The sequence below is a fragment of the Amycolatopsis sp. WAC 04169 genome (genome assembly GCF_003947535.1).
GTDB classification, from domain to species: Bacteria; Actinomycetota; Actinomycetes; order Mycobacteriales; family Pseudonocardiaceae; genus Amycolatopsis; species Amycolatopsis keratiniphila.
The window spans coordinates 432,245-449,341 of sequence record NZ_QHJI01000008.1; the positions used below are offsets into that span (position 1 = coordinate 432,245).

The 17,097-nt window shown below is 70.7% G+C and carries 18 protein-coding genes; 5 read left to right on the forward strand and 13 right to left on the reverse strand.

The features are described from left to right. Positions 1-6 precede the first annotated feature (6 nt). From DMC61_RS24425 to DMC61_RS24435, 3 genes are read right to left on the reverse strand one after another with little or no spacing between them, the layout of a single operon-like run. On the reverse strand, positions 7-1,095 hold the full coding sequence (locus DMC61_RS24425) for a glycosyltransferase family 1 protein (RefSeq protein WP_125691488.1): 1,089 nt from the start codon (positions 1,093-1,095) through the stop codon (positions 7-9). Continuing rightward, a complete protein-coding gene (locus DMC61_RS24430) occupies positions 1,088-3,601 on the reverse strand; it encodes a glycosyltransferase (protein ID WP_125691490.1) in 2,514 nt (837 codons plus the stop codon). The genes DMC61_RS24425 and DMC61_RS24430 overlap by 8 nt, the downstream gene beginning before the upstream one ends. 32 nt (positions 3,602-3,633) lie before the next feature. Continuing rightward, entirely contained in the window at positions 3,634-4,545 is a 912-nt protein-coding gene (locus DMC61_RS24435) for a glycosyltransferase family 2 protein (RefSeq protein WP_125691492.1), read from the reverse strand. Positions 4,546-4,564: 19 nt separating this feature from the next. Here DMC61_RS24435 and DMC61_RS24440 point away from each other — a divergent pair, with 19 nt between their 5' ends. From DMC61_RS24440 to DMC61_RS24455, 4 genes are all read left to right on the forward strand, one after another. Beyond that, entirely contained in the window at positions 4,565-5,620 is a 1,056-nt protein-coding gene (locus DMC61_RS24440) for a glycosyltransferase family 1 protein (RefSeq protein ID WP_125691751.1), read from the forward strand. Positions 5,621-5,690: 70 nt separating this feature from the next. Beyond that, complete coding sequence (locus DMC61_RS24445; RefSeq protein ID WP_063272173.1) at positions 5,691-6,827, forward strand: glycosyltransferase family 1 protein; 1,137 nt, start codon at positions 5,691-5,693, stop codon at positions 6,825-6,827. Between the two features lie 317 nt (positions 6,828-7,144). Further along, positions 7,145-8,008: a glycosyltransferase family 2 protein gene (locus DMC61_RS24450; RefSeq protein WP_199750088.1), complete on the forward strand. Its 864-nt coding sequence runs from the start codon at positions 7,145-7,147 to the stop codon at positions 8,006-8,008. Between the two features lie 58 nt (positions 8,009-8,066). Then, positions 8,067-9,107, forward strand: coding sequence for a serine hydrolase (locus DMC61_RS24455; protein ID WP_125691494.1), 1,041 nt, complete (start codon positions 8,067-8,069; stop codon positions 9,105-9,107). 59 nt (positions 9,108-9,166) lie between these two features. On the opposite strand, the gene DMC61_RS24460 is transcribed toward DMC61_RS24455, so the two are convergent. Both DMC61_RS24460 and DMC61_RS24465 read right to left on the reverse strand, forming a co-directional pair. After that, positions 9,167-9,604, reverse strand: a complete 438-nt coding sequence (locus tag DMC61_RS24460; RefSeq protein WP_016331401.1) for a hypothetical protein — start codon at positions 9,602-9,604, stop codon at positions 9,167-9,169. Positions 9,605-9,792: 188 nt separating this feature from the next. Next, positions 9,793-10,245, reverse strand: a complete 453-nt coding sequence (locus DMC61_RS24465; RefSeq protein WP_016331402.1) for an HldE family cytidylyltransferase — start codon at positions 10,243-10,245, stop codon at positions 9,793-9,795. Between the two features lie 74 nt (positions 10,246-10,319). On the opposite strand from DMC61_RS24465, the gene DMC61_RS24470 reads away from it, so the two are divergent. Then, entirely contained in the window at positions 10,320-11,216 is an 897-nt protein-coding gene (locus DMC61_RS24470) for a DNA-3-methyladenine glycosylase (RefSeq protein ID WP_016331403.1), read from the forward strand. Position 11,217: 1 nt separating this feature from the next. Here the strand turns inward: DMC61_RS24470 and DMC61_RS24475 are convergent, their stop codons facing one another. The 8 genes from DMC61_RS24475 to DMC61_RS24510 all read right to left on the reverse strand — a co-directional run bounded on the left by DMC61_RS24475 (position 11,218) and on the right by DMC61_RS24510 (position 17,070). Then, a complete protein-coding gene (locus DMC61_RS24475; protein WP_063272169.1) occupies positions 11,218-11,406 on the reverse strand; it encodes a hypothetical protein in 189 nt (62 codons plus the stop codon). 54 nt (positions 11,407-11,460) lie between these two features. Next, on the reverse strand, positions 11,461-11,862 hold the full coding sequence (locus DMC61_RS24480) for a GntR family transcriptional regulator (protein ID WP_016331405.1): 402 nt from the start codon (positions 11,860-11,862) through the stop codon (positions 11,461-11,463). A gap of 33 nt (positions 11,863-11,895) precedes the next feature. Beyond that, a complete protein-coding gene (locus tag DMC61_RS24485; RefSeq protein ID WP_125691496.1) occupies positions 11,896-12,684 on the reverse strand; it encodes a hypothetical protein in 789 nt (262 codons plus the stop codon). 67 nt (positions 12,685-12,751) lie between these two features. After that, entirely contained in the window at positions 12,752-13,435 is a 684-nt protein-coding gene (locus DMC61_RS24490) for a hypothetical protein (RefSeq protein ID WP_125691498.1), read from the reverse strand. A gap of 33 nt (positions 13,436-13,468) precedes the next feature. Next, positions 13,469-14,014, reverse strand: coding sequence for an NUDIX hydrolase (locus DMC61_RS24495; RefSeq protein ID WP_125691500.1), 546 nt, complete (start codon positions 14,012-14,014; stop codon positions 13,469-13,471). Beyond that, positions 14,011-15,348 carry a coenzyme F420-0:L-glutamate ligase gene (locus DMC61_RS24500; RefSeq protein WP_199750089.1) on the reverse strand — a complete coding sequence of 446 codons (1,338 nt, stop codon included), beginning with the start codon at positions 15,346-15,348 and terminating at the stop codon, positions 14,011-14,013. Before DMC61_RS24500 ends, DMC61_RS24495 begins: the two co-directional genes overlap by 4 nt. After that, positions 15,341-16,339, reverse strand: coding sequence for a 2-phospho-L-lactate transferase (gene cofD / locus DMC61_RS24505; protein ID WP_125691503.1), 999 nt, complete (start codon positions 16,337-16,339; stop codon positions 15,341-15,343). The genes DMC61_RS24500 and cofD overlap by 8 nt, the downstream gene beginning before the upstream one ends. Continuing rightward, entirely contained in the window at positions 16,336-17,070 is a 735-nt protein-coding gene (locus DMC61_RS24510) for an N-acetyltransferase (RefSeq protein ID WP_125691755.1), read from the reverse strand. The genes cofD and DMC61_RS24510 overlap by 4 nt, the downstream gene beginning before the upstream one ends. Between the last annotated feature and the right edge of the window lie 27 nt (positions 17,071-17,097).

The window sequence follows — 17,097 nt, forward strand, 5'->3', positions numbered from 1 at the left end:
GGGAGGTCAGTGCTTCGTGCTCGCCTGGCGGTACGCGGCGACGGTGAGTTCGGCGCATGCGCGCCAGGTGAAGTTCGCGACGTGGGCGCGGCGCGCGGCCGAAGTGGCGACGGCGTGCGGGTCGCTGACGGCCATCCGCAGCGCCTCCACGAGCCCGTCGACGTCCTCGTAGGGCACCAGGCTCGCGCAGTTGCCCGCGACCTCGCGCAGCGCCGGGATGTCCGTGCACACCACGGGAACGTCCGACGCCAGCGCTTCCAGCACCGGGAGTCCGAACCCTTCGTCGCGTGACGGCAGCACCAGCGCGCTGGCCCCGGCGACGACCCGCCGGAGGTTCACGTCGGACAGGTACCCGACGTGCCGCGACCGCGAGCCCACCGGGAACGAACCGGGGCCGACGAACACCAGATCCGGCAGATCCGGCGCGGCCTCGTGGGCCTGCTGGAGCCAGTGCAGGCCCTTCCGGGGCCCGGGGGCGCCGGCGAAGAGCAGGTACTTGTCCGGGAGGTCGAGTTCCTTGCGGCGCTCGGGATCCGGCGGGCGCGCGGTGAACCAAGCCGGGTTCACGCCGAGCGGCGTGACGATGATCTTGCCGCGGTCCACGTCGAGCCGTTCGGCGACCTGGTCGGCGACGGCGTTGGTGGGCGTGCAGATCGCGTCGGCGAGCCGGGCGCCGCGCCGGACCAGCCGCGGCAGCTCGTGATCGCTAGGGGCGAGCTCCTCGGGAGCGTCCAAAAAGGCCAGATCGTGGATGGTCACCACACCCGCCGCGCGGAACCGGCCCGGCAGCACGAAGTTGGTGCCGTGCACGACGTCCGTCGGCCCGGCGAACAGCTCCACCGGCGGCAGCTGCGACCGCAGCCACGCCTTCCGCAGCAGCCGCGCGGCCACCGGCATGCCACGGGCCCGGACGCCGTGCGGGAGCACGTGCCGCAGCCGTCGCCAGCCGCGCAACGTGAACGCGACCGCGCGAGTGTCCACTTCGGACATCGAGGCGAGTTCTTCGGACAGGGCGACGGTGTACCGGCCGATACCCGTCCTGGCACCGAGAAGCGGGGTCCCGTCGAGCAGGACGCGCAAGGGGCGGTCAGCCACGGCCGAGCCTCTGCTTGGCGACCTTGACCACCCGGCCGCCCACGCGCCGCACGAGTTCCTTCGGCCCGCCGTCGGCGAGATACTCGCGGATCAGGTCGACGTCGCGGCGCAGCATTTCCTTGCCCCGCACCGGCGCCGTGACCACGAGGTCTTCCGATCCGGGCAGCCGGTCGGCGGCGGGCCGCGGGTTCCGGCAGAACTCCACCAGCGGTTTCAGCGCCTCGGGCCAGGCGTAGCGCTGGGCGACGGCGGCCATCCGCTCGACGCAGCCGGCGGCGAACTCCTCGTCGTACAACGCCTTTTCCAGCGCGTCGGCCAGCGCGTCCACGTCCTCGGCCGGGACGACGACGCCGAGCCGTTCCTCACGGACCAGATCGGCGAACGAGTCGCCGTCGGTGGTGACGATCGGCAGCCCGGCCCACAGGTAGTCCAGCACCCGCGTGCGGAACGCGAACGTCGTCTCGACGTGCTCGTAATGCGTCGTGACACCGCAGTTCGCGTCGAGCAGCCAGTTCTGGCGTTCCTCGTACGGCACCCACTGCTGGTTGAAGAACACGTGCTTGCCGGTGAGGCCGAGCGTGTCCGAGAGCAGCATCGTGCGCGCGCCGATGTCCATCTCGGTGACCTCGGGGTTGGGATGCTTCATCCCGAGGAACACCAGGCGGACGTCACCGCGGCGCTGTCGCAGCCGTTCGATCGCCCGGACCAGGGTCAACGGGTCGAACCAGCTGTAGACCCCGCCCGCCCACAGCACGACGTGATCGGTCTCGCCGATACCGTCCAAAGTGGACCGGAGGCCGGGGCCGGTACGGACCGGTGCCTGCGGCGACAGGCCGAACGGCACGATCGACAGCAGCGACTGGGTGGTCGGGTCGGCGTCGTACAGCCGCGGCGAGAGCCTGCCCATCGCGGCGAGGTGGCCCAGCCAGAAGTGGCGCTGACGCTCCGACGCGCACAGGAAGAAGTCCCCGCGTTCCAGTTGTGCGTCGAGGACCTTGGTGACCCCGATGAGGTCCAGTGCCCGTTTGTCGTCGGGCACGCCCTTGCCCTGTTCGAGCAGCTCCAGATGCATCGGGTCGTACAGGTCCGCGACCACGATCTTGTGCGCGTACTGCTTCTTGAGCGAGGGCGCGAGCTCCAGCACGTGCCCCTGCAGGATGATGATGTCGGCCCACGCGATCGGTGTCTCCAGATCGCGCCTGGTCGCCGCGCTGACCCGGAACGGCGCGGGCGGCGGATCGGCGAGGGGGTTGATCGTCACCAGGTGGACGTCGTGCTCGGTGGCCAGCGTGGCGGCCATGTTCCAGGCGCGGATCGCCGGGCCCGCCATCCGCTCGGTGATCGCGTCGCCGGTTATCACCAGCACCTTGCGGCGCTGCCCGAAGAGCGCGTCGATGCCGAACGTTTCGACCAGGACGTCGTGCGCGGCGAGATAGCGCGGCAGCGGATACGCGGGCTCCAAGGCCTTGCGCAGCAAGGGAAGCAGATCGGCGTCGGTGCGGACGCGGGCCGCCTGTTCGGTGGCGCGCGCCTCGGCGAGCGACGGCAGGAGTTCGACGAACTGGTCGATCGCCAGCACCCCGGCCAACGTCGTCCTCGGCACCTCGACCGGGCCGGTTTCGGCCGGGCCTGCACCCTTGGCGAGATCGAACTGGGTGGCGTCGAGGTCTCCGCGCGCCGTCGCCCGGCGGACGGCCAGTGCCAGCGCGGCGGGCAGCGCACGCGAGAGGGTCTCGTCGGAGAGGTTCTTGTACAGCGCCGCCAAGGCGTTGCGCTCCAGCAAGAACGTCTCACGCCCGGAGTCCGGAGCGTCCACTGTGGACATCGTGGCGTGATGCTTGTGATAGGTCAGCGACTCCGGCACGTAGCGCACGCGCCAGCCGCGCAGGTTCAGCCGCCAGCCGAGGTCGACGTCCTCGTAGAACATGAAGAACCGCTCGTCGAAGCCGCCGAGCTCGGCGAACACCCCGGCGCGGACGAACATCGCCGAACCGGTCGCGAACAGGACGTCCTTGGCGATCTCGTGTTCGGCGGCGGGGACGTCGGCCAGCGGGCTGCCGGCGTGGCGTTTGTAGCCCATGCCGAACCAGGTGAGGCCCGCGTCGACGAAGTCGGTGCCGGTGCCGTCCCAGTCGAGGACCTTGCTGGCCACCGCGGCGACGGCCGGCTGCGCGCGCAGTTCGGCGACGGCCGCGCCGACCCAGCCGGGAGCCGGGCGGGCGTCGTTGTTGAGGAAGGCGAGGACGGTGCCGGTGGCGTGCCGCGCGCCGAGGTTGCAGCCGCCCGCGAAGCCGGAGTTCACCGGGGATTCGACGAGCTTGACGCCCGGTGCGGCGGCCTTGATCTCGGCCACGTCGGTGCCGCCGGAGGCGTTGTCGACGCAGATGACCTCGAGGTTCGGGTAATCGTGTTCAGCGAGTGCGCGCAGGCAGGTGACGGTGTCGGCGGCCCCCCGGTAGTTCACGACGATCACCGAGACGACCGGTTGCGTTTCCCCCTGCGCCAAAGCCGTACTCCCTGCACTCGATTGGACCAAGCTTAAAGCCCGGCCCATGCGTCCCAGACCGCGCCTCGGCCCAGTGTCGCCCGTCGCCCGACGGCCCGCCGCTCGACCAGCGTGCGCGGCAGGCGGGCGGCGACGGCGCCCAGGACGCGGCACCGGAGGCTCAGACGGAAGTTCGGTGCCGCCGGTTTCCCTCGGAGGGGAAGGACCAAGGTGAGCACGGCGAACTTCACCAGCTGGCGGATCGCCACCGCGCGCGGAGCGCATCGCAGGAGGGTGAGGAGGCGGTTGCGTTCATTCCACAGGTGGAACCGGACCGAACCCGGCCGGGTGCTCGCGCCATGCTGATGGGTGACGTCGGCTTCGGCGCTGACGACGTCCCAGCCCGCCAGCCGCAGTCGCCACGCGGTGTCGGTGTCCTCGTAGTAGCAGAAGTAGGAGGCAGGGACGCCGCCGACGGAACGGAGCGCCTCGACGTCGAGCACGGCCGCGCCCCCGCAGAAGCCGAAGATCTCGCCGGCGGGTTCCGGCAGGTCGGCGCCGTGGCCGTCGGCGGTCAGGCGGACGCCGGTGGACTGGACGGTCCCGTCGGCGAGCGTCAGCCGGGCGCTCACGGCAGCGGCGAGCGGCGCCTTCGCGAGCGTGTCTTCGCAGGTCGCGAGCCAGTCCGGGGCCGGAGCGGCGTCGTCGTTGAGCCAGGCCATCAGCGGAGTGTCCACTTTGTCCAGTGCGGCGGCCATGGCGCCCGCGTAGCCGGTGTTCTGCCGCAGCCGGAGCACTTCGGGCTTCGAGGGATGGGCGGCGAGCAGGGCGGCCGTTCCGTCGTCGGAGGCGTTGTCGACGACCAGGGTCCGGTGCGCGCGGGACTGCGCGGCGAGGGCGTCGAGGCAGGCGGTGATATGCGCGGCGCCGCGCCAGGTGACCACGACGACGGTGGTGCTGGTCATGGTGGAGAGAATAGAGACCATGCCCGAACTGGTCGTGCTCGCCGAGCAGCTGCTGGCGCCGGTCCCCGGCGGGACCGGCCGCTACACCGGTGAGCTGCTGCGCGCGCTCGCCGAGACGGCGCCGCCGGGCTGGACGGTGTCGAGTGTCGTCGCGCGGCACGCCGACGTCGAAGCCGCGGTCGTCGAGGGGGTCGCGGGGCCGCGCGTGCTGCCGATCCCGCCCCGGGGGCTGATCGCGGCTTGGCAGCTGGGCCTGCCGTGGTGGCCGGGTGGCGACGCGGTCCACGCGCCGACCCCGCTCGCGCCCGCCCGGGTGCCGAAGGGGCGGACGCTGTCGGTCGCGGTGCACGACACCGTGCCGTGGACACATCCCGAGACGCTGACCCCGCGCGGCGTCGCCTGGCACAAGGCGGTGATCGCGCGGGCCGCGTCGCGGGCGACGGCGCTGACCGTGCCCACGCAAGCGATTGCGGACGAGCTCGCCGGGCTGGTGCCGGTTTCGGTGCCGGTGCGCGTGATCCCGCACGGGGTGCGCCCGCCCGCCGGATTCGCCGAGGTCGCGCTGCCGGAGCGGTACGTGCTCGCGATCGGGACGATCGAGCCGCGCAAGGGCATCGACGTGCTGATCGACGCCGTCGGGCGGCTCGGCGTCCCGCTGGTGCTGGCCGGTCAGCCGGGCTGGGGCGGTATCGACCCGTTGGCGCTGGCGCGCGAGCACGGCGCCGATGTCCGGGTGCTGGGGAAGGTGAGCGACGCGGAGCTGGCGTTCGTGCTGCGGGGCGCGTCGGTGCTGGCGATGCCGAGCCGGGCGGAGGGATTCGGCCTGCCGCTGATCGAGGCGATGGCGGCCGGGGTGCCGGTGGTGCATTCGGACGCCCCTGCCCTGGTCGAGGTGGCCGGGGGAGCGGGCATCACCGTCCCCGTCGGCGATGCGCAAGCGCTTGCGGATGCCCTTCGCGACGTCCTCGACCAGCCGGAGCGTGCGGCAGCCCTGCGTGACAGTGGTCTCAGTCGTTCGAGTGAGTTCACCTGGGAACGAGCCGCTTCCGCGGTGTGGGGGCTCCACCTGCGCTAGCAGTTTGTCGGTTCCCCACCGCGGACCTGGTGCACGGCCGTACCCTCCTAGGGTGACCGATGACCCTCGCGTGCTTATCGACGCGACTGCCGTTCCCGCGGACCGGGGTGGCGTCGGTCGTTACGTGGATTCGCTGGTCGCGGCGCTGGACGAGGACGGCGCGCGGATCACCGTCGTCTGCCAGCCGCGGGACGCGGTGCTGTACGACCGGCTCGCGCCCGGCGCGCGGATCGTGCCCACCTCGCCGTCGACATCGACCAGGACGGCCAGGCTGACCTGGGAGCAGGCGACCCTGCCCCGGCTGGTCCGCCGGCTCGCCGCCGACGTCGTCCATTCACCGCACTACACGATGCCGCTGGCCAGCCCGGCCGCTTCGGTGGTGACGCTGCACGACGCGACCTTCTTCACCGACGCGGTCCTGCACTCTTCGGTGAAGGCGCGCTTCTTCCGCGCCTGGACCGCGACGGCGCTTCGCCGCGCGACGCTGTGCGTCGTACCGAGCATCGCGACGGCGGCCGAGCTGGAACGCGTCGGCCAGGTCCGCACAGCCGAGCTGGAAATCATCCACCACGGCGTCGAACCGGATCGGTTCCATCCGCCTTCGCCCGCGGAGATCGAGGCCGCGCGCAAGGCCGTCGGACTCGGGAAGACGCCGTACGTCGCCTTCCTCGGTGCGCTGGAACCGCGCAAGAACGTGCCCGCGCTGATCCGCGGCTTCGCGCACGCCGTGATCGGCAGGCCGAACCCGCCCGCCCTGGTGCTGGCCGGACAGCCGGGCTGGGACTCGCAGGTCGAACGCGCGCTGGACGCCGTGCCGCACCGGCTGCGGGTGATCCGGGCCGGGTATCTGCCGTTCGACACGCTCGCCGGTTTCCTCGGCGGCTCCGAGCTGGTCGCCTATCCGAGCCTCGGCGAGGGCTTCGGGCTGCCGGTGCTGGAGGCGATGGCGTGCGGCGCGAGCGTGCTCACGACGCGACGGCTTTCGCTGCCGGAGGTCGGCGGGGACGCGGTCGCCTACTGCGGTGTCGGCGCCGGAGACGTCGCCGCGGCCATCTCGGAGCTGCTCGACGCACCTGCTCGCCGGGCCGAGCTGGCCGAAGCCGCGCTTCGGCGGGCGAAGGAGTTCTCGTGGGCGACGACCGCGGAGCGGCATCGTGAGGCCTACGCGAAGGCTTGGTATCGGCACTCGCAGCGACGGGCGAGCTGAGGTTCGCTGTCCTGAAGGCCCCCTTTGAGACATTCGACGTCTCAAAGGAGGCCTTCAGGACTCCCGCGCTCGGCGGCGGGCGGGAGCAAGGGACCTTTGCTACCGCGGCACGGCAGCCCGCGTTCGAGAACGGCGGTACTCTCTGAGCGCGAGGTTCCGGTGGGACCGAGTATGAGAGCTCGCGACGCGTCCGGACGGTCGTCTCGCGAGCTTTTCGCTTCATGATCGACGCGGCCGGGCGGGAGCAAGGGACCTTTGCTACCGCCCCGGTGGGGTGGGGCCGAAGTCGCGTTCGGTGACGGGTGGACAATGGCCGCGTGACTGAGCACCCCAGCTACGGCGACGGGATCGCCGTCGTGACCGTGACGTACTTCCCCGGCGAGACCCTCGAGAAGTTCCTCGACACCCTCGAGAAGGCGACGGACCGGGACGTCCAGGTCGTCGTCGCCGACAACGCCTCCACGGACGGCGCGCCGGAGAAGGCCGCCCGCCGGGACAACGTCAAGCTGCTCAGCATCGGCGAGAACGTCGGTTACGGCACGGCCGCCAACCGGGGCGTCGCGGAGCTCGACGACAGCTACGGCTGGGTCGTCGTGGTGAACCCCGACCTCGAATGGGAGCCCGGTTCGCTCGACGCGTTGCTCGAGGTGGCCGGGCGCTGGCCGCGCGGTGGCGCCTTCGGCCCGCTCATCCACGATCTCGACGGCACCGTGTACCCGTCGGCCCGGCTGCTGCCGTCGTTCGGCCGCGGGATCGGGCACGCGGTGTTCGGCAAGATCTGGCCGGGCAATCCGTGGACGCGGCAGTACCGGCAGGAGACCGGCACCCCGGTCGAGCGCACGGCGGGCTGGCTTTCCGGGTCCTGCCAGCTGTTCCGTCGCGAGGCCTTCGACTCGGTCGACGGGTTCGACACGCGCTACTTCATGTACTTCGAGGACGTCGACCTCGGCGACCGGCTGGCCCGCGCCGGCTGGCTGAACGTGTACGCGCCTTCGTCCAGTGTCATGCACATCGGCGGGCACTCGACTTCGCAGGCTTCGGCGAAGATGCTGCGCGCGCACCACGACAGCGCGTACCGCTACCTCGCGGACCGTCACCGCGGTCTCCTGTGGAAGCCGGTCATGCTCGCGGTGAAGGCCGGTCTCGCGCTGCGCCTCAAACTCGAAACGCGCCGGAAGTAGCCGTTCCGGCCACCGGAATTCACGCGACCGGGCTCTCCGTCGTCGTTACCGTCGGTGCATGGACTTCGCCGCACTGGACGCCTGGCTGACGGAACGCGCCGGGGAGGACCGCTTCTCCGGGGTCGTGCTGATCCGGCGAGGCGACGAGACGCTGTTCGAACATGGCTACGGCCTGGCCAGCCGCCGCTGGTCGGTGCCGAACGCGCCGGACATCCGGTACGACACCGCGTCGATCACCAAGGTCCTCACTTCGATCGCCGCAGTGCAGTTGGCCGACGAGGGACGGTTGGACCTCGACCGCCCGATCGGCGAGATCATCGACCTCGACGGCACGGTGATCTCGGCCGGGGCGACGACGCGGCATCTGCTCACGCACACGTCCGGGATCGCCGACGACGCGGACGAGGAAGCGGGCGAGAGTTACGAGGCGTTGTGGGTCGACAAGCCGGTGTACTCGGTGGTCGAGACGCGCGACCATCTGCCCAATTTCGCTTACCGGGCACCGAATTTCGCGCCCGGTGAGGGCTGCCGGTACTGCAATTCGGGGTATGTCCTCGCGGGGTTGGTGATCGAGGAGATCACCGGGAGGCCGTATCGCGACCACGTCCGGGAGACCGTGCTCGACCGCGCGGGGATGACCGATTCGGGGTTCTTCGACCGGCGTGATCCGCAGCCGAGGGTCGCCGAAGGCTGGGACCCGATCCTCGACGGCGAGCGGATCACCGGCTGGAAGCAGAACATCTTCAGCTACCCGCCGATCGGTTCACCCGACGGAGGGGTGTACTGCACCGTCGGTGACCTCGTCCGGCTTCTGCGGGCGATCCGCGAGGAGCGGCTCTTGAGCCCTGAGCGCACGAAGGAGTTCCTCACCCCGCAGGTGCTCCACAGCAGCGGCGTTTGGTACGGCTTCGGCCTCGAATTCGTGCTGACGCCGGACGGTTCGGTGCGGCACTACTACAAGGACGGCGGGAACGTCGGCGTTTGCTCGCTCATGCGGCACTATCCCGCCGAAGGGCTGGATGTCGCGATGCTGTCCAACGCCACGTACGGCGGGGGAGCGGCGATCAAGGAGATCGATCGGGCTATCCGGATGCTATGAACGGTCCGTTCCTTGCAAATTTTGCAAGGAACGGACCGTTCATAGCGCGCGTGGAGGGGCTAGATGCCGTCCAGCCGGCGCGAGAGGTTCGAACGCCCCGAAGGGTTCTGCTTCACCGTCGGCACCAAGCCGCCGACCTCGTTCTCGACGGTCTCCTGCTCCGGCTGCTCGATCAGCGGGCTCTGCACCGGCGCGGCGGGCGGCCGCCGGGTGAGCGGGGTCGTCGCCTGCGGCAGCGGTCTGGTCTGCTGCGGGGTGCCGGGACGCCGGGGGTACGGCTGCGGCTGGGTCGAGCCTTCGCCCCGCACCGCCGGCAGGTCCAGCCGTGTCGTCGGTTCGGGTCCCGCGAGCGGGTGGTCGTTCTCCGCGATCAGCGAAGCCGGTAGCTGAGTGGTCGTGTCCGGGTCCGACGAACGGTCGATCTCGGCGACCACCGACCGGGGGATCTGCTGAGTATTCGCGGAGTCCATCGGAGACGTCGCGTTGTCCGGTGTCACGACGAAGGCTCCACGCGCGCTTGCGCGTGCGAGCAAGGCGTCCGCCCGAGCACGGGGGTCCATTCCCCTAGGCCTCCCGACTGACCTGGGGCCCTCTGGGTTCAGGGCCGACTGTGTGTTGTCTAGGGTAGGCCCTAGGAGCGGCCGCCGTCAGCAGACCCGCGAACGTCATCCGACAAATGTCGGTGTCAGGCTTCCATGTCCGAAAGGATCCGGGTGCTGGAGTCGGCCTTGTCCGTGCCGCCGATGCCGTAGATCATCGAGATGTTGTTCCGGGCCCCTGCCTCGACCTCGTCGGCCGGGAGCTCGTCGACGTTGCGCCGGTCCCCGCCGTTGCAGAACTCGAGCTCCGTGTCCGGGTACGCCGCGCGGATCAGGTCGAACGACTCGTTGATGCCCGGCCCCTGCTCGACGGCGATGTACACGTCGTCGACGATGCGCAGCGCGCGGACGATCCGGGCCCGGACGTCCTCGACCTGGATCACCCTGCCCTTCTTGAGGACCTGCTGGTGATCGTTGTTGACGATGACGATCAGGTAGCCGGACCGGGCCTGAGCGGCTTCGAACAGGTCGAGGTGGCCCTGGTGGAGCGGGTTGAAGTACCCGCTGACGATCGAGGCCTTCGCCGGTCGCTCGGTCATCGTCGGTGTCCTCCATAGGCTTACGGTTTCGGGTGGCCCGCTCACCCTAGCCGAGTGCCGGGTAGTTTCCGTGTGTGCGATTCCGTCCTGCCTTCGAGCTGGACCTGGACACGGTTCTGGGCCCGCTGAGCCGTGGGTCGCGCTCGCCCAACGTCGTCCGGACCGAGAGCGGGGTCACCTGGCTGGCCGCCAACACCGCGGACGGCGCGGGCACGCTCGCCCTGCTGCGGCGCGCGGACGGCGAGATCGAGGCGGAGGCATGGGGCCCCGGCGCGGACAGGCTGCTCGAAGGTGTCCCGGCGATGCTCGGCGCACACGACGACGACTCCGAATTCGTCGCGCACCACGACGTCATCGCGTCGGCGCGGCGCCGGAACCCGGGACTGCGCCTCGGCTCGACCGGCCGGGTGTGGGACGCGCTGGTGCTCGCCGTGCTGGAGCAGAAGGTGACCAGCACGGAGGCGCTGCGGTCGTGGGGTGAACTGTGCCGCTGGTTCGGCGAACCGGCGCCAGGGCCGGGACCGTCACGGCTGCGCGTGCCGCCGACCCCCGTCGCCATCCGCTCCATTGTGGACTGGAAGTGGCACCGCGCCGGGGTGGATCTGAAACGGCGGACGACGCTGATCGCGGCGGCCCGTGTCGCGCCGCGGCTGGAGAAGGCCGTGGAACTGAAGGGTGTCGAAGGCCGGGCCTGGCTGCGAAAGGTGCCCGGCATCGGCGTGTGGACGGCGGCGGAGATCGCGCAGCGCGCCTGGGGCGACCCGGACGCGGTGAGCTTCGGCGACTACAACATCCCGTCGATGGTCGGGCACGCGCTCGTCGGCACGAAACTCGACGACGTCGGGATGTCCGAAGTCTTGGCGCCGTATTCGCCACAGCGGCAGCGCGCGGTGCGCTACCTGTCGACGGCCGGTTTCCGGCGGCCGAGGTTCGGGCCGAAGATCGAACTTCGCGACTACCGGGCGATGTGAGTCAGTTGCCCCAGCCCTGCGGCGGGTAGGGCTGCTGCTGGCTCGGGTACTGCGGCTGCTGCTGCGGGTACTGGTGGTACGGCAGAGCGGGCGGCTGTGGCTTGCTGTTCGACTTCACCAGGAAGTAGATCCCGACGCCGATACCGGCCAGGATCAGGACGCCGACCACCAGCACCAGAAGGAAGACCATGCCGAGAGACTAACCCGCGGTGCGGCCACCGGCGCGGCGGCTATAGGGCCGGGCTCAGTGCGCGGGGCGTTCCTGCAGCCGCGTGCGGTAGGCGGTGACGTTCGCGGTCAGTGCGGCGTTCACGATGGCGCTCGCCTCACCCTGGCTCAACCCCAGCTTCCGGGTGATCGCCGCGTACTCGGCGGCCGCGTTCTGCGCCAGTTTCCGGTTCTGGTCGCCCGAGTCCCCGACGAAGGTGCCCGCCCGGCCGCGGGTTTCGATCAGGCCGGCCTCTTCCAGCTCGCGGTACGCCTTGGCGACGGTGTTGGGGGCGATGCCCAGATCCTCGGCCAGTTTGCGGACCGTCGGGAGTTTCGTTCCGACGGGAAGCGTCCGGTCCGTGATCTGCGCGGCGAAGGCGGCCCGTACCTGTTCGTACGGCGGGACGGGTGAGTTCGTGTCGACGCTGACGATCACTTCGTGCTCCAGGTCTCTTGTCGGCGGGCTTGATTAGAGCACCGTGCTCGGCGGGCGCTGTGCCGGCCTGCGGATCCACGCCGCCAGTGCGCCGACGAGGACGATCGCGGCGTATCCCACGAGAAACCACCACAGCCACTCGGCGAACTCCGGAACCGCGGAGGTCATGGGGAGTCCGAGGTAGATTCCGGCGGGCACCAGGGCCAGCTGCGCGTCCTTCCGGCGGAGGGCGTCGTCCGTGCGCAGGGAACGTTCGTCGTCGGCCAGGGCGGGCTGCTCGATCACCTGGCGGACGAGAACGAGCGACAGCCCGCCGAGCACGACCACGCCCCCCGCGTAGGTGAAGCCGAGCAGCCGGGTCGCGGCCGCGTCGGCGGACAGGCCGATGCCCAGCCCGATGACGATCCCGCCGATCGTGCTCAGCAGCCACAGCCCGAACGACCCGAAGCCCGCCACGTCGTGAACGCCCAGCTTCTTCCCGTGCGCGATCCGGCGCGGCAGCGACCGTGCCAGCCGCCGTTCCGCCTTTCGCACTCGCAGAAAGGTCCACGAGACAAGCCCTGCCAGCACGACGAAGCTCACCAAGACCGCGATCAAGCCCGCTGACGCGGAGAACGTCGGCCAGTCGGCTTTCCGGCGCGAGTAAAGCCCCGGCGTGCCGTCCGAAGTCCGGACGAAGAACTCCTGACTCAGCAGGAACCAGGTTCCCCAGGTCGCCGCGAACAACACGACGGCCACGACGACGGTCTGCGTTTTGATCCGGCTCCGCAGCTTCATCCTGGCCAGCTGAAACTGCTGGGATTCACTGAGTGCCACCACCATGCCACTCCCCCTTGTGTCAGTGATCGTATCGCCATGATGACACAATCACTGACACAAAGGCAAGCGGCTACCGAGCGGGCGGAACCACCTGGGTCCGGTCGCCGCCGCCACCGGGCACGACCTGGGTGGCGTCACCGGTGCCACCGGCCACCACCTGGGTCCGGTCGGCGTTCGCGGGCGAAACGACCTGCGTGCGGTCGGCGTTCGCGGGGGAGACCACCTGCGTGCGGTCCGCGGCCGCCTGCTGCTGCGGGGACACGACCTGGGTGCGGTCCGCATTGGCGTCGATCGGCGGCCCGGCCTGCGGAGGAGGCGGCGGGAAACCGGGCTGGGGCATGCCGGGCGCCCCGAACGGGCTGGGCGCCGGGGCGCCGGGCGGCGGCGCGAAACCCGCCGGAGCCGGAGTCGGGACCGGAGGCGGCGGGAAGCCGGGCGCCTGGCCGAAGCCGGGCTGAGGGGGCGGCGGGAAACCGGGCTGCTGCCAGTTGCCCTGCGGCGCGGGGCCGCCGGTCGGCGCGGGCGGCGGCGGGAAGCCCGGAGCCGGGCCGCCGCCACCGAAGTTCGGGTTCTGCGGGAAGGTCATCGGCGGCTTCTTCGCCTGGTTGACCTTCACGATGATCACCACGATCACGATGATGATGACGATGATCGCCAAGATCAGCAGAAACCAGCCGAAGCCGTCACCGTCACCGCTGCTGTGGACCCGGACCCGGTCCAGGTATGGCGTCAGCGTCGTCAGCGTCGTCAGCATCATCATTCCCCCTTAAGAACGTCAGCCGACACCCTAACGGCCGGACGCCGCGGGCACGGCGGCTTCCATCAGTTCGGCGAGATCTTCCGAACCTTTCGGGAGGGAATCCACCGGCCACCAACGAAGATCGTCCGATTCGTCGCTTTGGACCGGTTGTGCCCCGCGGGGTGCGCGCACCACGAACCGCACGTCGAAATGCCGGGTCGGCACGCCGAGCGAGCACGTGATCGGGTGCACGTCGAGATGCACCGGAGCCGGGTCGATCAGCAGGTCGTCGATGCCGGATTCTTCGCGCGCCTCACGAAGCGCGGCATCCGCGAGCGTCGCGTCGCCGGGTTCGCAATGCCCGCCGAGCTGCAACCAGCGTCCGACCCGCGGATGCAGGGTGAGAAGCACGTTCTCCGCGTCGGCGTCGAGAAGGACGGCCGACGCGGTGATGTGCCCGGCCGCGCATTCGCGGCGGCAGACGTCGTCTCGCGCGGCGAGGAAGCCGAGATAGGCCTGGCGCAAGGATTCCTGGGCCGCGTCCGCCGGTCGCCAACCGGACAATGTGGACACGACGTCGTCGTGCAGGGTCACAGTTCGAGAAGTCCTTCACCGGGTTCGACAGGGCCCCGCGCGGGCGGGAGGGCGGCGGGATGGCCGATCGCGACCGCGCCGAGCGGTTCCCAGCGCTCGTCCAGGCCGAGGACGTCGCGCACGATGTCGGACGCGAAAATCGTCGACCCGATCCAGCACGAGCCGAGGTCTTCGGCGGCGAGCGCGACCAGCAGGCCCTGCACGGCCGCGCCGCCGGCGACGGTGAACATCGTGTGCTCACAAGCGTTCCGGCGGTCGTCGCGGTAGGTGTGCGCGCCCTCGGCGACGAGGAACGGCACCACGACCTCGGGCGCGTTGTACAGGATGTCGCCGCGACTGAGCCGCTTCGCGACCTGCTCGGGCGTGAAGCCGTCGCCTTCGAGATCCGCCTGCCACGACGCCTTCATCGCGTCGAGAAGCTTGCGGCGCAAGCCTTCCTCGCGCAGCCACACGAACCGGACCGGCTTCGTATGATGCGGCGCGGGCGCCGTCAGCGCGGTGCCGACCGCGCGGCGCAGCACCTCGGGATCGACCGGCTCGCCGGTGAAGGAGCGGATCGAGCGCCGCGCGAGCACGGCTTCCCGGCGGCCCTGCGCGATGGATTCGTTGGTGCCGAGGCGGAACAGATCCTCCTCGACCGGCCGGAGCAGTTTCCGGGCGGTCGAACCGTCGTCGGTGAGCTGGAGGCCGCGTACGACGGCGACCGGCGTCCCGCCGAGCTTGCCCTTCACCAGATCCGCCGCGGCGGCGAGTTCGTCGGCGATCGCCACCTCGGTGACGGCGAGTTCGTTGCCCTGGCCGTCGACCTCGCCCGCGTACGAATGCAGCACCCGCAGGCCGGACGCGCCGATCGCGGCGTCGGTCTGCCCGACCCGCCACGCGCGGCCCATCGTGTCGGTGACCACGACCGCGACCTCGACGCCGAGCCGTTCGCGCAGCCCGTTCCGCAGCGCGAGCGCGGACGCGTCCGGATCCGACGGCAGCAGCGCGACCTCGCCCGCGGCCACGTTCGACGCGTCCACCCCGGACGCCGCCTGCACGATGCCGAGTTTGTTCTCGGTGATCACCGTCCGGTTGATCCGCGCGATCACGCGGACGGACTCCTCCTCGACGAGCCTGCGCCGGGCGGCGTCACGCTCCTCGGGGTCGGACGGGACGCGGATCAGCATGCCCTCGGTCTTGGAGACGATCTTGCTCGTCACGACCAGGACGTCGCCTGAACGCAGCCACGGGGCCGCGGTGACGATGGCGCCGGTCAGATCGTCGCCGGGCCGGAACTCCGGCAGGCCTTCGACGGGCAGGATCTCGATCTTCGCCGAAGCATGGTCAGTCAACGGAAACTCCCGCCAGATCGAAAGCGGCGCGCACCATGGCGGCCGTGGCGTCCACATCGGACATCAGCAGGGGCACGTCGCGGACCGCGACTCCCGGCACGTCGACGGTCTCACCCTCGGCGACCAGCCAGCCGTCGAGCACGCCGTCCGGGGATTCCTTGCGGGAGCCGTAATGCCGCCCGACGGCTTCGGCGGAGGTCTCCACGCCGATCGCGCTCAGGCACGCGTCGGCCATGCCGCGCAACGCCTTCCCGCCGATGATCGGCGAGACACCGACGACCTTGGCGCGCGTCTTCCGCAGCGCGTCGCGGATGCCGGGGACGCCGAGCGTCGTGCCCACCGAGACCACCGGATTGGACGGCGCGAACAGCACGACGTCGGCGGCCGCGATCGCGTCGAGCACACCCGGCGCCGGCTTGGCCTCGTCGGCGCCGACGGCGATGATCGAATGCGCCTTCGGCTCGGAGCGGTAGCGCACCCACCATTCCTGGAAGTGGATCGCCTTGCGCTGGTCCGGATCTTCGGGGCCGTCGATCACGACATGCGTTTCGACGCGGTCGTCCGACATCGGCAGCAGGCGCACGCCCGGCTGCCAGCGATCGCACAGCGCCTCGGTGACCTGGGACAGCGGATAGCCCGCGCGCAGCATCCGCGAACGGATGAGATGCGTCGCGATGTCCTTGTCGCCCAAGCCGAACCAGGTCGGCTCGGCGCCATAGGCGGCGAGCTCCTCCTTGACCGTCCAGGTCTCGCCGGCGTGGCCCCAGCCGCGTTCGGTGTCGATCCCCCCGCCGAGGGTGTACATGCAGGTGTCCAGGTCCGGGCAGATGCGCAGACCGTGCATCCACACGTCGTCCCCGGTGTTCACCAGCGCGGTCACCTCGTGCGGCGATTCCGGTGCGGAACCGGTCGCGGGCAGACCCAGTGCTTGCTTGACCCCCAGCAGGAAGCGGGCCCCGCCCACTCCGCCGACCAAAATGACGACCTTCACGACGGGCGATCCTCGCACGCGCCGGGTCCCGGGGCCCAGTAGCGGTACCTGTGGTGCTCCGTACAGCCCAGGCTCTCGTACAGCTTCAGCGCGCCGGAGTTCGCCATCGCGACCTGCAGGAGCATCCCGTTCGCGCCCTGACCGGCGCCCCAGGCGCCCACGGCGTTCATCAGCCCGCGCGCCAGCCCTCGCCGCCGGAACTCCGGCCGTACCTCCAAACGGGCGATGTGCAGCCACTCGCCGACGACCGCTCCGCGCACCGCGCCGGCCGTGACGCCGTCCAGCTCCACGATCCCGAAGCCGACCTTGCCGGTGCCGAGGACGTGGCGCGGCGCCTCCGGCGGGTCGGCGCTGCCCGCCGTCATCTCCCACCATCCGGACGTCGGCTCGTCGAGGATCACCGCTCCCGCCGAGGTCCCGCGCGAGAGCGGCCCGGTGAGCAGGCGAACCTCGTGCGCGGGCTTGTGTTCCACATGGTGGACCCAGCCGGAGGCGGCGAGTTCGTCCTCGAGAGACGTGTTCTGGATCACCTGAACGACCGCTGGGATGGCATGATCGTGGGCGAAGTCACAGACCGCCCGCAGGGCGTCTGGCAGCGGTTTTCCCGGGTCACCGATCGCCAGGGCACTGTTGGCCCGGGCGGTGAACCCGTCCGCCCAGCGGAGCCTCCAGTCGCCGATCCGGCCCTCCAGCAGGGGCGTCCAAGCCCGGCTACAGGTGAGCTCGAGCATTTCCGCACTGTTCACGGTTAGATTGTG

Coding starts and splice junctions, on each gene's coding strand:
- DMC61_RS24435 (WP_125691492.1), bottom strand. CDS start 4,545: ATGACCAGCACCACCGTCGTCGTGGTCACCTGGCGCGGCGCCGCGCAT.
- DMC61_RS24440 (WP_125691751.1), top strand. CDS start 4,565: ATGCCCGAACTGGTCGTGCTCGCCGAGCAGCTGCTGGCGCCGGTCCCC.
- DMC61_RS24455 (WP_125691494.1), top strand. CDS start 8,067: ATGGACTTCGCCGCACTGGACGCCTGGCTGACGGAACGCGCCGGGGAG.
- DMC61_RS24465 (WP_016331402.1), bottom strand. CDS start 10,245: ATGACCGAGCGACCGGCGAAGGCCTCGATCGTCAGCGGGTACTTCAAC.
- DMC61_RS24475 (WP_063272169.1), bottom strand. CDS start 11,406: ATGGTCTTCCTTCTGGTGCTGGTGGTCGGCGTCCTGATCCTGGCCGGT.
- DMC61_RS24485 (WP_125691496.1), bottom strand. CDS start 12,684: ATGGTGGTGGCACTCAGTGAATCCCAGCAGTTTCAGCTGGCCAGGATG.
- DMC61_RS24490 (WP_125691498.1), bottom strand. CDS start 13,435: ATGCTGACGACGCTGACGACGCTGACGCCATACCTGGACCGGGTCCGG.
- DMC61_RS24510 (WP_125691755.1), bottom strand. CDS start 17,070: ATGCTCGAGCTCACCTGTAGCCGGGCTTGGACGCCCCTGCTGGAGGGC.